At 38.6% G+C, this 14,654-nt stretch carries 13 protein-coding genes and 1 pseudogene; 4 read left to right on the forward strand and 10 right to left on the reverse strand.

All coding sequences use genetic code 11. The annotated features are described in order from the left end of the window. Positions 1-63: 63 nt before the first annotated feature. The gene (locus tag ACOQO1_RS03695; RefSeq protein WP_420601514.1) at positions 64-1,047 is read right to left on the reverse strand and encodes a transglutaminase domain-containing protein; all 984 of its coding nucleotides are present in this window, start codon (positions 1,045-1,047) and stop codon (positions 64-66) included. Between ACOQO1_RS03695 and ACOQO1_RS03700 the strand changes: the two genes are divergently transcribed. Continuing rightward, the gene (locus ACOQO1_RS03700; protein ID WP_420601515.1) at positions 1,032-1,433 is read left to right on the forward strand and encodes a DUF1801 domain-containing protein; all 402 of its coding nucleotides are present in this window, start codon (positions 1,032-1,034) and stop codon (positions 1,431-1,433) included. The genes ACOQO1_RS03695 and ACOQO1_RS03700 overlap by 16 nt on opposite strands. A gap of 5 nt (positions 1,434-1,438) precedes the next feature. Here ACOQO1_RS03700 and ACOQO1_RS03705 read toward each other — a convergent pair whose 3' ends face one another. The 5 genes and pseudogenes from ACOQO1_RS03705 to kdsA form a co-directional block, all read right to left on the reverse strand. Continuing rightward, on the reverse strand, positions 1,439-2,641 hold the full coding sequence (locus ACOQO1_RS03705) for a sulfatase-like hydrolase/transferase (RefSeq protein WP_420601516.1): 1,203 nt from the start codon (positions 2,639-2,641) through the stop codon (positions 1,439-1,441). Between the two features lie 180 nt (positions 2,642-2,821). Then, positions 2,822-2,923 (reverse strand): annotated as a pseudogene (locus tag ACOQO1_RS03710) (3-deoxy-8-phosphooctulonate synthase); the annotation flags it as partial. Between the two features lie 35 nt (positions 2,924-2,958). Beyond that, on the reverse strand, positions 2,959-4,728 hold the full coding sequence (locus tag ACOQO1_RS03715; RefSeq protein WP_420601517.1) for a hypothetical protein: 1,770 nt from the start codon (positions 4,726-4,728) through the stop codon (positions 2,959-2,961). Between the two features lie 17 nt (positions 4,729-4,745). Further along, complete coding sequence (locus tag ACOQO1_RS03720) at positions 4,746-4,913, reverse strand: hypothetical protein (protein ID WP_420601518.1); 168 nt, start codon at positions 4,911-4,913, stop codon at positions 4,746-4,748. A gap of 18 nt (positions 4,914-4,931) precedes the next feature. Continuing rightward, the gene (gene kdsA / locus ACOQO1_RS03725) at positions 4,932-5,750 is read right to left on the reverse strand and encodes a 3-deoxy-8-phosphooctulonate synthase (protein WP_420601519.1); all 819 of its coding nucleotides are present in this window, start codon (positions 5,748-5,750) and stop codon (positions 4,932-4,934) included. A gap of 71 nt (positions 5,751-5,821) precedes the next feature. Here kdsA and ACOQO1_RS03730 point away from each other — a divergent pair, with 71 nt between their 5' ends. Next, complete coding sequence (locus tag ACOQO1_RS03730) at positions 5,822-6,379, forward strand: hypothetical protein (protein ID WP_420601520.1); 558 nt, start codon at positions 5,822-5,824, stop codon at positions 6,377-6,379. 96 nt (positions 6,380-6,475) lie between these two features. Continuing rightward, positions 6,476-8,275 carry a translational GTPase TypA gene (gene typA, locus ACOQO1_RS03735; RefSeq protein ID WP_420601521.1) on the forward strand — a complete coding sequence of 600 codons (1,800 nt, stop codon included), beginning with the start codon at positions 6,476-6,478 and terminating at the stop codon, positions 8,273-8,275. A 3-nt stretch (positions 8,276-8,278) separates the two neighbouring features. Here the strand turns inward: typA and ppgK are convergent, their stop codons facing one another. The 4 genes from ppgK to ACOQO1_RS03755 form a co-directional block, all read right to left on the reverse strand. Continuing rightward, on the reverse strand, positions 8,279-9,040 hold the full coding sequence (ppgK, locus tag ACOQO1_RS03740; RefSeq protein WP_420601657.1) for a polyphosphate--glucose phosphotransferase: 762 nt from the start codon (positions 9,038-9,040) through the stop codon (positions 8,279-8,281). An 88-nt stretch (positions 9,041-9,128) separates the two neighbouring features. Next, complete coding sequence (locus tag ACOQO1_RS03745) at positions 9,129-10,259, reverse strand: serine hydrolase domain-containing protein (protein WP_420601522.1); 1,131 nt, start codon at positions 10,257-10,259, stop codon at positions 9,129-9,131. A 106-nt stretch (positions 10,260-10,365) separates the two neighbouring features. Then, positions 10,366-10,788, reverse strand: coding sequence for a hypothetical protein (locus tag ACOQO1_RS03750; RefSeq protein WP_420601523.1), 423 nt, complete (start codon positions 10,786-10,788; stop codon positions 10,366-10,368). A gap of 2 nt (positions 10,789-10,790) precedes the next feature. Then, a complete protein-coding gene (locus ACOQO1_RS03755) occupies positions 10,791-11,474 on the reverse strand; it encodes a cell division ATP-binding protein FtsE (RefSeq protein WP_420601524.1) in 684 nt (227 codons plus the stop codon). Between the two features lie 146 nt (positions 11,475-11,620). On the opposite strand from ACOQO1_RS03755, the gene ACOQO1_RS03760 reads away from it, so the two are divergent. Continuing rightward, positions 11,621-14,644 (forward strand): tetratricopeptide repeat protein, encoded by a 3,024-nt coding sequence (locus ACOQO1_RS03760; RefSeq protein WP_420601525.1) that lies wholly within the window; start codon positions 11,621-11,623, stop codon positions 14,642-14,644. Positions 14,645-14,654 lie beyond the last annotated feature (10 nt).

Consider the following 14,654-nt stretch of genomic DNA (forward strand, 5'->3'; position numbering starts at 1 on the left):
TTCAAAGTTAACATATTTTCTAAACCAACAAATATTTTTAGCAATTTTTATGATGTTCGATGCTTACTGATTTACCGCGAATTTCAAAACCGGTCTTTTATCAATGTATATGGTAAGTAGATCATCAGGTCTCAATAGTTTTTTGAGTTTCAATTTTGAAATAAATAAACTACTATGCCTTTTTTTAATAGGCATAACCCTTAATTTTCCTGTCTGATTGTTTGAATCTATGCTGTATTTCAACTGGCTTCTAAATGGGATTTTTTCAAAAGCCAGCACTAATTCCAAGTTTTCTGATTGGGTAAGTAATCCGCTTATCTGGGGTGAGAGCTTAATTTCATTTTCAAAATATTTGCTAAAAAAAAGTGGAGCGGTAAAAAAGGAATTTAAGGTGACAGGATTATCTATTAGCTGCCATTTTGTTTCCGCAGGGAAATGATTTTTGATAAATTCCTTGGGGTTTGTTGCAAAGTAATGGTCACAAAATTCCCGGACAAATCTATCGGTAGATGAATCCCAGTATCCGGATGCCCATGTAGGATCTATTAATTTCCATTCAGCATCCAGTTTAACAACGTTCCATACATGGTTTTTATATATTTTTTCACCATTCAATGCTCTAACATCTTCTTTGATTACCCCATGTACAATTTCCGATTCTACCTTAAAGGCATCACATAAGTTTTTCAACATGATCGAATAGTCGTAGCAAACCCCTCTTTTAGATTTAAAAGTGTTTTTTAACCTCTCATCAAGTACTTTTTTCAATTGTTGTTCCTTGCCCCTTTCTGAGTAGTAGATAATCCGTGTTCTGGATTTAAAAAACTGATCCAAAGTTTTTCCGTAGGTAATGTTATGGGTCAGCCAAACAAATGCCGCTCTAACACGCTCAATATCTGAATCAAAATCGCTTTGTATTTGAACGGCTAAATCCTCAATGCTCTCAAAATTGGGATAATTCCTAACATTCTCATCCACATGGTCATATTCCTGGGCCATGGCAAGGGCCGAAAAAAATATAAAAAAGAAAAATGCTATTTTGGACATGGAATGCATCTTATAAAGATATGAATCCTGCAGAAAGCTATATTTTGGACCAACCTGAACCCTTCAAAAGTATTTTACTTCAGTTACAGGTGCTTATTGAATCTACGATCCCTAATCTTGAATTGAAATACAAGTACCGAATACCATTTTATTATTTGGAAGGGAAACCTTTTTGCTATTTAAACGTTCCCAAAAAGAAAGCCTATGTGGATGTAGGTTTTTGGAGTTCTGCCCATTTATCGGTGCATCTGGATAAAATGGTCACCGAAGGACGCAAAGTGATGAAATCTTTACGTTATAATACTTTGGATGATATTGATGCCGAGGTGTTGACTGCCATACTTTTAGATGCCCAAAATGTAAATCATAAAGGTTTTTGGAAGTGAAAAAGCTATTTTTTATATCTCAAGAGGATTTCTTTAAATTCAGCTATATAAGGCTGGATTGAATCTGGAATTTGGGCCAAATCCAAAGGATGTTTTTCCAGGTCATCGTTTTCTAAATCATAACATTCACCATTTTCATACAGTTTCCATTTCTGGTTTTGTACATATCTTCTTGGGGTGAAGTTTCCCCAATTTGGGTCATAATGGCAAAAAATCCATTCTCGTGCTGTATCGTTGTTTCCAAAAAGTTGAGGATAAAAACTGATACCATCAGTCAAAGAGGGGTCAAGTTTTTTTTGGGTGGCTGCCTCAATCATGGTTGGCAAAAAATCAGTGAAATCAATCAAACTCTCGTTGACGCTTCCTTTTTGAATTCTCCCGTTCCAATAAGCGATTAAAGGGACATGCGTGCCTGCATTGGTGGTATAGCCCTTATGGCCTTTTAAGGTTGTACCACCTATATGTGAAGTAACATCGCGATCGGTTCCATTATCACCTACAAAGAGTATCAGGGTATTGTTTTGAATTCCAATCGCCTCTGTCTTTTTTACAATCTGGCCTACAAGCTTGTCCATATAACTTACCATTTCACCAAAATATAAGGTGTCGTTCACTTTTGATTTGGGGTCGAATTCCTTGAAATTGGCATTGGAAGGCGTGGGAACAAAAGGATCATGGGTTAATACCATGGGATAGTATATAAACATAGGAGTTTCCTTGTTTTGATCCATAAAAGATTCAATACGTTCTACAAAAATGTCCGGTCCAAAACGATCTGGGTATTCCGTAGAACCATTTTTGTCCGTTAAAAGAGGATTTTTGTAACGAGAACCCCTCTCATCAATTTGCCATAGGCAGTAATCATCAAAACCGGCTTTTTCTGGGGTAGTGCCTTTTTTGCCACCAGCCAATTCTTGCTGGTGCTGGTTGCCAAGAAGCTGCCATTTTCCGGCAATAAAGGTTGCATACCCCACCTCCTTCATGTAATGGCCAAAAGTCTTCTCTGAAGCATCCAACAATCCAAATCCAATATAGTTTCTGAAATTATACTTTCCCGTCATGATTTGTACGCGAGAAGGAGTGCAGAGGGGGGTGGAATAGCAATGCTTAAAAAGCATTCCATTTTTGGCAAGTTCATTTAGATGGGGTGTTTTATTGCTGGTGCCACCATAAGCTTCTAAAGTCTCATACCCCAAGTCATCGGCCATTATGAGAATAATGTTGGGTTTTTGATGACTGGAATTATCAGGTTTAAGAGATTGCTTACACGAGCAAAAGCATAAAAGGGAGAGTGCTAAAAAAAATCGCATCCAATACATTGGCCTTTATTTGATGCCGTTAATTTAGCCATTTATGGAAAGGCCTTGGGTTTTTAGCAGAAAATAAACCTATCCTAAACCGTTTACTGTTTTTCGAATAGCGATTAAATCCGAAAGTAATTTTTCCAATAAACTTAGATCAAGCATGTTTGCACCATCACTTTTGGCGTTTTTGGATTATTATGGGTTTTCGTTGGTAGAATATTTTATTTTTTCTCCATTTTAATAATTGAATTTTCCTCAATATTCACGGCGATTTCAAAAAACCTCTTTAAATAGGGATAAGATTCTGAATCAAAATGGGAATGATTAATATTTAAAAGGTATCTCGAAGTCACAAATTTACCTTGAGCAGCACAAGAAAATTTTATTGAGCCGGTACCATTGGGTAAGGCAATGATTTTTTCTTCGGGTAGTGATTGTACTTCATAGTCGTCCGGTATGGTGTATGTAATATTATACTCGTATTTTCTGGGATAACCAAAATCAACCGGAAAGTAACGTACATCTTTTAAAAAAGGGTTCCGTTCAAAGAATCTCACAAGAAAGGGATTAAAATAAATAACATCATTTTTATTAATGCCTTCGGTAGTGAATTCAAAAATTTCCGTTGTCAATTTTTCGTTGCTCTTATCCGCTTGAAAGGTATAGTCATCAATATAAAAATCAAGTGATGATTTTTCCTCTATCCCATTAAGATAATCTTCTTCTGAGTTGGAGTTGATCTTATTATATTTTGAAACGGCATTATAGCCTTGATTCGTTTCCCTTAACTTTCCTTTGATAACGCCTTCTTCAAGATCAAATGCCGCAGTACCCATAATTCGAACCCTGTTTGTCTTTTCCGGTTCAATATCGAACCAGTAGCTTTCCTTATCAAAATCCATTACCCTACCATAAAGATTTAGGCATCGATACGGAAGCATTCCAAAAGGATTGAGCTTGGAGGTTGCATCCAAAAGATAATCTTTACCATTGATATTGGTTTTGGCAACCACGTAGTTGAAATCAGTAATTACCGGATATATTTTTTTTGGAAGTCCATTATCCCGTGTGGAGAGTAGCATAAGATCGGTATCTATTCCTCCGGCATTAAGTAGATTGATCAATGAAATATTAATTTCACCTATATTACCCAATTTGTTTTGAAAGGCTTCTTTGACTCTTACATCTCTATAAATTCCATATTTTTCGTTCCACGTAAAGTGGTTTTTCACAAAATCATAGATTTTTTTTGCGCGTAGCAGAGGATCCTTTTCCATAAAAATATCTGAAGGAACATTTTTCTCGAAAAAGTCCTTTTTTCTGAGTTGTCTACCTATATCACGATCTGATTTAAATTCACGGTCGACATCTTTCCAAGTTTTTGAAAACCTTTTTTTAGAGCCATCCAACCTATGCATTTCCGAGAGTTCAAACTCAATACGGGAAATATAATTTGATTCTGCAAGCATGAATTGCTCGTCTTTTTCTATAGCTGGAATATCTTTCATTACATAGGTAATGACTTCACAGGCAGCAGCCTGTGAATAACCTGGCACATAAAAACAATTCTTTTCCACTTCAGCTTCTTCCAATGTAAGTTTTAAAGAACCATATAGAGAACGGTTGTATACATAATTCCCAGGAATCTTGGCCTTGAATTCACTGGAAATTTTTGGTATGTCTGATTGAAATGTCCATCCGTCAAGGTTAAATAGAAAAGGAGAAATTAGTTTGTATTTATATTCAATTATGGAATGTTCTTTGACATCTGAAAATGTAAAACGCTTTTCAGACCACCGTTCGTTAATATCTATATCGTATATCTTTTCCTTTGGAACTACAGTTTTGGTATGGCCATTATGATTTATGGCGTCAATTTTCTGGATATACTCCTTTGACTGTTCATTTCGATAATAGGGAATGGAAATATTGGCTTCATCCAATCCTTTTTCATTCAGAATTTTGATGCGAACATGGTATTCCTTTACCAACTGAATCTTCTTTTGGATTACATCAAAATAGTAGTTTCCTTTTTCAAAAAGAACAACGGCATTGGCTGTGGTATCTTTCTCGTAGGTTTTAATTCAAAATCTGATTGTCTTATTCTTCCAAATTCAACCTGGGCAGTTGCATAGAAAGAGCTCACAATCAGCCAAAGGCAGATATACTTTTTCATTCCAATGAATTTCGAGGATTATAATTGTGTAACAACCTTTCTGATGGACGTCAGGTCCGTAAGTAACTTCTCCAATAAACTTAGATCAAGCATGTTTGCACCATCACTTTTGGCATTTTTTGGATCAAAGTGTGTTTCCATAAAAAGACCGTCTACACCTGCGGCAATTCCTGCGCGTGCCATGGTTCCTATAAGTGCTGGCCTTCCCCCGGTAACTCCAGAGGATTGATTGGGTTGTTGTAAAGAATGTGTCACATCCAAAACAACCGGGGCATATTGTTTCATGGTGGGTATTCCACGAAAATCAACAATCATATCCTGGTAACCGAACATGGTACCCCGATCGGTGATCCATGCTTGTTCATTACCTGAATCTGTTACTTTTTTTACTGCATGCTGCATACTTTCAGGACTCATGAACTGTCCTTTTTTCAGATTCACGACCTTTCCTGTTTTGGCGGCGGCTACCACTAAATCCGTTTGGCGAACCAAAAAAGCGGGTATTTGCAAGACATCCACATATTCTGCAGCTTTTTCAGCATCTGAAATTTCATGGATATCGGTAACCGTGGGAACATCAAAGGTTTCGGAAACTTTTCTTAAGATTTTCAATGCTTTTTCATCTCCAATTCCAGTGAATGAATCGATTCTACTTCGGTTTGCTTTTTTAAAACTCCCCTTGAACACATAGGGAATCTTCAATTTACTGGTAACGGAAACAGCTTTTTCAGCAATTTTTAGCGCCATTTCCTCACCTTCAATGGCGCATGGGCCTGCCAACAAGAAAAAATTATCACTATTTGTATGTTTTAACCTAGGAATTGCGTCTAATTGCATCTGATGTAAATTTTGAGCAAAAATACTTTTTTTAAAAAGTATATGTTCTACTAGTACCAAATTAACCTACGATGGACAGAATCTTTTTTTTCGCATTGTTGTTTTGCAGTGTCTTCATGAATGCCCAATTTGGAAGAAATTGCGAGGTAAGACAGATTAAAATCAATCTATTTAACCCGGGGCTCGAATATGAAATGGGATTGGGCGTTAACAGTACGCTCGATTTTAGGGTGGCATGGCAAATGGCACTGGAACCTGCAAGCGAAGCACCTTTGGAGAATTATGATTTCTTCCCGGCCATAACGGTTCAAAACCGATACTATCACAACTTTAATGGAAGAGATCGAAGGGGAAGGTCTATCTATGGCAATTCGGGAAACTACATTGCTCCAACAATTGCTATGTTTTCTCCAGAGGAGCGTACTGTGGAAAATACTGTTGTCGATGGTATTCATGGTTACGGAGGACTGGTTTATGGAGTGCAACGAAGCTATAATTCGGGTCTGAGTTTTTCCATTGATGCCGGAGCAGGGTATTATGTAGGACCTTTTAAGGGAGGCGTTTACCCTGTTGTTAACCTAAGTTTGGGATGGATAATTAGTGAGAAACGATGGTGTGTGGGTAAGTAAGAGTGAACCTTCTCAAAATCAATAAGATAAAAATAGCAGATCATTGTATTGACAAGCAGAAAATAGCAGTATCTTTGCGGGCTTAAAAATTAGGTTATGTCCAAAATCAAGAATATTGCCATCATTGCCCATGTTGACCACGGTAAGACCACTTTGGTTGATAAGATCATGTACCATTGCCGTTTATTCCGCGATAATGAAAACAAGGGTGACCTTATTTTGGATAACAATGACCTAGAGCGGGAGCGAGGAATAACCATCGTTTCCAAAAATGTTTCCGTTGTATACAAAGACACTAAGATAAATATTATTGACACTCCTGGTCACGCCGATTTTGGTGGTGAAGTGGAACGCGTTCTTAATATGGCCGATGGTGTTTTGTTGTTGGTGGATGCCTTTGAAGGACCCATGCCGCAGACCCGTTTTGTATTGCAAAAGGCTATTGATTTAGGACTGAAACCTTGTGTTGTCATCAACAAAGTTGATAAGGAGAACTGTACCCCGGAAGAGGTGCACGAAAAAGTGTTCGATTTGATGTTTGAATTGGGTGCAGAGGAATGGCAACTTGATTTTCCAACCGTTTATGGCTCTGCCAAGCAGAATTGGATGAGCGAAGATTGGCAAAAACCAACTGAAAATATTGAACCTTTGTTGGATATGGTCATTGACCACGTTCCAGAATTCAAGCCTGAGGAGGGTTCAACACAAATGCTTATCACTTCCTTGGATTTTTCATCTTTTACGGGTCGTATTGCCATTGGAAGGCTGCAGCGAGGCACTTTAAAGGAAGGACAACAGATTTCTTTGGTAAAAAGGGATGGTTCAATTGTGAAAACTAAGGTGAAGGAGCTTTTTACGTTTGAAGGATTGGGGCGTAAGAAGGTAGAAGAGGTAAAGGCAGGAGATATTTGTGCCATTGTTGGGGTTGAAGGTTTTGAAATTGGTGATACCGTTGCCGATTTTGAAAATCCTGAGAAATTAAAAACCATTGCCATTGATGAGCCTACAATGAGCATGCTCTTCACTATTAACGATAGTCCATTTTTTGGCAAGGATGGAAAATTTGTGACCTCAAGACACATCAAAGAGCGTTTGGAAAAGGAATTGGAGAAGAATTTGGCCCTTCGTGTTGAGGAAACCGATAGTGCGGATAAGTTTATGGTATTTGGGCGTGGAGTTTTGCACCTTTCCGTGTTGATTGAGACCATGCGTAGGGAAGGTTATGAGCTTCAAATTGGCCAACCACAGGTTATCATCAAAGAGATTGACGGTGTAAAATGCGAGCCCGTTGAGCATTTGACCATTGATTTGCCGGAAGAAGTTTCAGGAAAAGCTGTGGAAATGGTATCCATTAGAAAAGGAGAGATGACCAGTATGGAAGCTAAAGGTTCCCGAATGCTTTGCGAATTTGTGATTCCATCAAGAGGGATTATAGGGTTACGAAACCAATTGCTCACGGCAACAGCTGGTGAGGCCATAATGGCACATAGATTTTTGGAATATCAACCTTTAAAGGGAGATATTGCCCAACGTATCAATGGCTCATTGGTCTCTATGGAAAACGGAACCGCAATTCCATATTCTATTGACAAACTGCAGGAAAGGGGTAAATTTTTCATCGATCCGGGAGAAGATATTTATGAGGGACAGGTTATTGGTGAAAATTCTCGCGGGGATGATATGACCATCAACGTGACCAAGACCAAAAAACTATCCAATGTAAGATCGGCTGGCGCTGATGATAAAGCAAAAATTGTACCTGCCATCAAGTTCTCCTTGGAAGAAGCTTTGGAGTACATCCAAAAGGATGAGTATGTTGAGGTGACCCCAAATCACCTTCGACTTCGCAAAATCTACCTAAAGGAAGTAGATAGAAAAAGAAATAAGATAGACTAGCCTTTATTTGGTCAAATGACCGTGATGTTGTTCGCGTAAACAGGCCACTGCGGGACCTATTATCCCTGCGTTGTTCATCAATTCAGCTTTTACAACTTCGGTTTCAATGGTGATCAAATGGCTGAACTCCTTCCACTTTTTTGAGGTGCCTCCTCCAACAATTATTAGATCGGGGGAGATAATTAACTCAACATATTTTAGGAACTTGTTAAAGCGCTTACCCCATTTTTCATAGGAGAGTTCCTCTCGTTCCTTAGCGGATGCCGCAGCCCATTGCTCAATTTTTTGATATTTTTTATAGGGAATCTGGCCAAGCTCAAAATTGGGCAGCAATATACCATTGTAAAATGCTCCGCTTCCCAATCCGGTACCTATGGTGACCATAATCACCAACCCAGACCTTCCTTTACCAACTCCGTAGTTCATGGAAGCATAGCCAGCAGCGTCGGCATCGTTCAATACGGTAAATTCATGACCAGTAGCCTGGGTAAAAAGCTCATCGATATTTATTCCCACCCAGCTGGAGTGAAGATTTCCAGCAGACTGGCAGATCCCATTTTTTACAATGGTGGGGAAACCGCAGCCCACAGGTCCTTCATAATCAAAATGATCAACAATTTGCTTGACCACTTGGGCCATATCTTCAGGCTTTCTAGAACTTGGAGTGGGAATACGATGTCTCTTTGTCAACATCTCTCCGGTTTCGGCATTTACCAAGGCACCTTTAATGCCCGATCCACCGATATCAATACCGAGAATTTCCATAAATGGATGGTTATTTAATTTTAGCAAAGAAACAAAAAGTTTTGAGCGTACCTAAAACACGGGTAGATTTTGTGCTAGATTGAACGAATCATAAGGTTTTTTTTATGGATTCCACTGTCTTAACAACTAAAAAGGCCGGCATTTTTACTCGCAGTTCAGATTGGTTGATTACTGTGACTACCGTGGTATTCAATGCTTCAATATGAGCAAGATAAGTTGTGTACCCTGGATCAAATCCACTATGGCCCATAATTCTCCCCGTTTTTCTTGATTTGTCGAACTGCATTACGCCAAGACCATACCCTTTGTCAAAATCCAACATTTTTTCCAAGGTGCTCTTTGATTTGAACAATCTGCCCTGGAACAGATTTCTGCCAAAAACTAAAAGATCATCCGCAGTGGTAAGCAAACCTCCCGCTGGATTCATTTTATTGAAATGAAGCGTGAACGATGTTAGATCCCAATCTGTATAATAACCCTTGAACATTTTTGGAAGGACGTCATTGGAGGGATTTAGCGAGGTGTTCTTTAAATTTAATGGTTTGATAATTCTATCGGAAATAACATCTGCTATTGATTTTTTATCAACTTTTTCAAGGATCATACCCAATAAAATATAATTGGTGTTGGAGTATGCATACTTTCCAAGCTTGTTTGTGGCCGATCCCAGTTCCAAAGCAAAATCCACTCTTTCTTGTAATTCATAGGTTCTGTCCGGAGATTTTTTATATCCTTCCAAATGAACCTGTCCTTCATTTAAATAATCAAAAATGCCACTGGTGTGTCTCAACAAATGAGCTATGGTCAGTTTGTCCTCATAGGATTTGCCTTTATATTCGGTTAGCTTTTTTAACAATTTTCTATCCAAATACTGGCTTACCTTGTCCGTAATATGGAGCTTGCCTTCTTCTTCAAGCTGTAAAATACATACCGCAACAAATGTTTTTGTAATACTTGCCGCTATAAAAAGTTCTTCTCCAATAAGTTGGTCTTTTTTTGCATGGCCAATAAAGCCAGTGCTAAATTTCCAAAGGGGTTTATCGGGATGGTCAATTGCGACCATTGCTCCGCTTGCTTCTTCATTTATTTTTAAGTACTCATTGGTTAATGAAATAAATTCCCCTTCTAGATCTTTTATAGAGGTTGTGCTTTGCGCACATGAATTACTGAAAATCAGGATAAGACAGGTGTATAGAATACATTTGATTTTGTTGAACATGGATTATCGTTTTTGATTGATATCAAAAAAGACAATACTTTTTAAAAAGTGTTACAGGAATAACAGTTGAAAGAGGTTGTTTAACTACAATACAGGCTTGTTAAAATTATTCCTCGGGTTGAATAAAATAGTCGATGGAATCCAGGGAATGGTTGTGGTCGATGATATCCAGAATTTTATCGATAGCTTTTCCAAAGGTGGTTAAGGTGCACAATTGCTTGTTCTTGCCCAGGGCGCTTGAAATAGTTTCATCCCGGTTACCAAACTCATATCCATCTTTTGTGATCCACAAGCTGTTGAAAAGGTGTTGCATGATTACATTACCCAATTGATCTATGGAAACCGCAATTTTCAGTGCAAATTCCCCAATTCCATTAAAACCTTTGGCGAAAAGTTGATGAAAAAAACCAAAAACCAGACCTATTGGACCGGTAAGCGCCATTAAAACAATGGAAATTAGAAAGAGTAGAATACCAATAATTGGACTTGATTTCTTTTTCTTTCCGCAATCTTGTTTTTTGATTATCATGATCACATGGCTTTTTGTATGACTTCAAAAACTTTACTGCCATCACATTTTAAGGTTTTGTGAGGATATTTCAATATTAGTGCATAATCATGTGTGGCCATAATGATCGTACGTCCATTTTGATTGATGTCCTGTAGCACTTTCATGACCTCTACACTGGTCTGCGGGTCCAGATTTCCAGTAGGCTCATCCGCCAGAATTAATTCAGGGTCGTTCAACAAGGCACGGGCAATGGCAATTCGTTGCTGTTCCCCACCAGAGAGCTCATGTGGAAATTTAAAACCTTTGGTTTTCATTCCCACCTTATCCAATACTTCTTCAATTTTGCCATCCATTTTTGAGGCATCTGTCCACCCAGTGGCTTTTAACACAAACCGAAGATTGTTGTTCACATTTCTATCTGGAAGTAATTTAAAATCTTGGAATACAATGCCCAATTTTCTTCGTAAAAACGGAATATCTTTTTCTTGAAGTTTTTTTAGATCAAAATCGACCACGCTACCAGCTCCCTGTTTTAACGGGATATCTGCATACAGGGTTTTCATAAAACTACTCTTCCCGCTACCAGTTTTTCCAATTACATAGACAAATTCCCCTTTTTTCACTTCCAAGGTAATGTCCTTTAAGATGAGATTTTCGTTTTGAAAAACAGCGACGTCCTGTAATTTTAAGATGGTTTCTGGCATATTTTTGTATTGAAAAACTAAAGGTACTAAGTTCTAAAATTATAGCAGCTGAAGCATTTGCAAATTCTTCTTCTTAACTATAAAATATACTTTGGCCTGAATTTTGACGTTATGGTAACAGTCAATCGAGAACAGCGTAGAACACTATGAATCGAAGAAACCTCATTTTAACCCTAATTTGTTTAGGGTCGTTTTTTATTCTTTCCGCACAGAAAACTGAAATTTATTCCCACGAAAAAAAGGCGTATCAAGATGCCCTTGCTTTGTATAATAATCAACAATACCAAGCGGCACAGTCAATTTTCGATAAAATAAAAACCAGCACCAAAGATTACGAAACGGAAGCCAACAGTGCTTACTATTCTGCTAATGCTGCGATTCGATTGAACCAGCGCGGCGCCGATAAATTAATGGAGGATTTTGTGGATAGATATCCCACTTCTACCAAACGGAATTCTGCTTTTTTGGATGTGGCCGACTATTATTTTGAAACCGGAAAATATCCGTATTCCCTTAAATGGTATAAAAAAGTGGATCAATCCGCCATGTCCAATAACGATAAAGAGCGTTTCAACTTCAACAATGGCTATGCGCTTTATGCTTCAAAAAGGCCAAAGCAGGCAGAACGCTATTTGAGCAAGGTGAGCAACTCGCCCAAATATGGATCGCAGGCCAAATATTATTTGGGATACATAGCTTATGAGCAGGATGATTATGACGAGGCCAGTGCCCGGTTCGACCAAATAACAGACCCTGAATTACTCAATGAAAAGCTTTCTTATTATCAGGCTGACCTGAATTTTAAATTGGGCAATTTTGAAGAGGCCATTGCCATGGCAAAAAAGCAATTGCCAAAATCTGACCGCAAGGAAATTTCCGAGTTGAACAAGATTATTGGGGAGAGTTACTTCAACCTAAAACAATACGATGAAGCCATACCTTATCTAAAAAAATATCGCGGTAGACGGGGGAAATTGAGTAACACGGATTATTACCTTACAGGATACAGTCATTATAAGCAGGGTGATTATGAAGGCGCAATCCAATACTTCAATAAAATTATTGGGGGAACCAACAGTGTTTCGCAGAATGCCTATTATCATTTGGCTGAATGCTATTTAAAACTGGATAAAAAACCAGAAGCGTTGAATGCGTTCAGAAATGCTTCCCAGATGGATTTTAGTGCAGAAATCCAAAAAGACGCTTTGTTGAACTATGCCCGTTTGAGCTATGAGATAGGAAATGCGTACGAACCTGTTCCGCAAGTAATGGCAACTTATTTGGAGAAATATCCCAAGGACGAGCACCAACAAGAGATTCAGGAATTATTGGTGGATTCTTATATTACTTCCAAGAATTTTGAGGGCGCCATGGAACTCTTGGAGAAAAACAAGGGTTATGCCAGCAAGGAGACTTATCAAAAAGTGGCATTTTATAGAGGAGTGGAATTGTTTATTGATGGGGATTATGAACCAGCGCTGGAACGATTTTCCAAGTCTTTGAAAAGCGCAGAGAATAAAGATTTTGAAGCCCGGGCGCTATATTGGAAAGCCGAATCAGCATACCGATTGAACAGGTTTGATGAGGCACTTTCCGATTTTTCACAATTTAGAAAGCTTCCTGCGGCGAAGAAATTACCTGAATATACCAATTTAGACTACAATTTGGGGTATTGCCATTTTAAACTGAAGGAATACAGTAACGCCATATCCTATTTTAAAAATGTGACCAACTCTGGAACGGAAGACAATGAACGATTGGCCGATAGCTACTTGCGATTGGGAGATAGCTATTTTGTGACAAGCAAATACAAATCAGCACAATCGGCCTATAATGAATCTTCCAAAATGAATGGGCCTGAACGCGATTATGCAGCGTTCCAAAAAGCATTATGCAGTGGATTTTTGGGAAACAGTTCGGCAAAAATTGATGGGTTGAACCAATTTCTTACCCGATATCCCAAATCCTCACTTCGTGATGATGCATTCTTTGAACTTGGTAATTCCTACATAAAGGGAGGCAAGGAAAATATGGGACTCCAAACCTATGATCGTTTGATTGAAGAATATGGAAGGAGCAAATTTGCTCCCAGAGCCATGTTAAGACAAGGACTGGTTCATTACAATGCCAACAGGAATGATCAAGCACTAACAAAACTAAAAGGTGTGGTCCAAAAGTATCCTAACACCCAAGAGGCCAAACAGGCCGTAGCAACTGCCAAATTGGTGTATGTTGATGAAGGTAGGGTGAGCGAGTATGCAGCATGGGCCAGAAACTTGGATTTTGTTGAAGTCACTGATGCCGAATTGGACAATGCCAGTTTTGAAGCAGCCGATAGAAAACGAGCGGAAGGAAAATCAGAAGCAGCCATTAAGGGCTATGAAGATTATTTAAAGGAGTTTCCAAATGGGCTCCATGCATTACAGGTGAATTTTAATCTGGCACAACTGTATTTTTCCAAAGGAAATAAAGAAGCTGCATTGCCCAAGTACAAAACGGTTGCCGATAGCGGAAGCGGAGAATATACAGAGCAGGCTCTTACCAGGGTATGCGAAATTTATGTTGGAAAACAAGATTATCAAAGTGCCATTCCGTACTTAAAGCAATTGGAAAACACTGCGGAGATTTCCCAAAACAGGACCTTTGCACAATCCAACTTAATGAAAGGGTACTACGGGCAGGAAAATTATTCGCAGACCATTGCTTATGCCGAAAAGGTATTGAAAGCACCAAAAATTGATAACCGTATTAAAAGTGATGCCCAAATCATGATTGCGCGCTCTGCCATTGCAACCAATGATGAACGCTTGGCGGAAACGGCATATCAAGAGGTAAAGAAGATTGCCACAGGTGAATTAGCTGCGGAGGCCTGGTACTATGATGGTTATTTTAAGAATAAAAACCAAGATTTTGAAGCTTCCAACACGGCGGTTCAAAAATTGGCCAAGGATTATTCCGCATATAAGGAATGGGGAGGAAAGGGATTGATCATCATGGCCAAGAATTTTTATGCACTGGGCGATGCTTTTCAGGCCACCTATATTTTGGAGAGTGTAATTTCCAATTTTGCGGAATACAATGATATTGTTGCTGAGGCCAAGGGAGAGTTATCCATTATCAAATCCAGGGAAGCGCAGAGCAATTCTTCAGTTGATCCTAACGGCAATTAAAAAACGAGAC

The organism is Flagellimonas sp. (assembly GCF_965222555.1).
In the GTDB taxonomy this organism is placed as follows: domain Bacteria; phylum Bacteroidota; class Bacteroidia; order Flavobacteriales; family Flavobacteriaceae; genus Flagellimonas.

Bases quoted from the DNA above. Each gene is read 5' to 3' on its own strand.
- ACOQO1_RS03700 (WP_420601515.1), top strand. From the start codon at position 1,032: ATGCTATTTTGGACATGGAATGCATCTTATAAAGATATGAATCCTGCA.
- ACOQO1_RS03695 (WP_420601514.1), bottom strand. From the start codon at position 1,047: ATGTCCAAAATAGCATTTTTCTTTTTTATATTTTTTTCGGCCCTTGCC.
- ACOQO1_RS03705 (WP_420601516.1), bottom strand. From the start codon at position 2,641: ATGGCCGATGACTTGGGGTATGAGACTTTAGAAGCTTATGGTGGCACC.
- ACOQO1_RS03720 (WP_420601518.1), bottom strand. From the start codon at position 4,913: ATGAAAAAGTATATCTGCCTTTGGCTGATTGTGAGCTCTTTCTATGCA.
- kdsA (WP_420601519.1), bottom strand. From the start codon at position 5,750: ATGCAATTAGACGCAATTCCTAGGTTAAAACATACAAATAGTGATAAT.
- ACOQO1_RS03730 (WP_420601520.1), top strand. From the start codon at position 5,822: ATGGACAGAATCTTTTTTTTCGCATTGTTGTTTTGCAGTGTCTTCATG.
- typA (WP_420601521.1), top strand. From the start codon at position 6,476: ATGTCCAAAATCAAGAATATTGCCATCATTGCCCATGTTGACCACGGT.
- ppgK (WP_420601657.1), bottom strand. From the start codon at position 9,040: ATGGAAATTCTCGGTATTGATATCGGTGGATCGGGCATTAAAGGTGCC.
- ACOQO1_RS03745 (WP_420601522.1), bottom strand. From the start codon at position 10,259: ATGTTCAACAAAATCAAATGTATTCTATACACCTGTCTTATCCTGATT.
- ACOQO1_RS03750 (WP_420601523.1), bottom strand. From the start codon at position 10,788: ATGATAATCAAAAAACAAGATTGCGGAAAGAAAAAGAAATCAAGTCCA.
- ACOQO1_RS03755 (WP_420601524.1), bottom strand. From the start codon at position 11,474: ATGCCAGAAACCATCTTAAAATTACAGGACGTCGCTGTTTTTCAAAAC.
- ACOQO1_RS03760 (WP_420601525.1), top strand. From the start codon at position 11,621: ATGAATCGAAGAAACCTCATTTTAACCCTAATTTGTTTAGGGTCGTTT.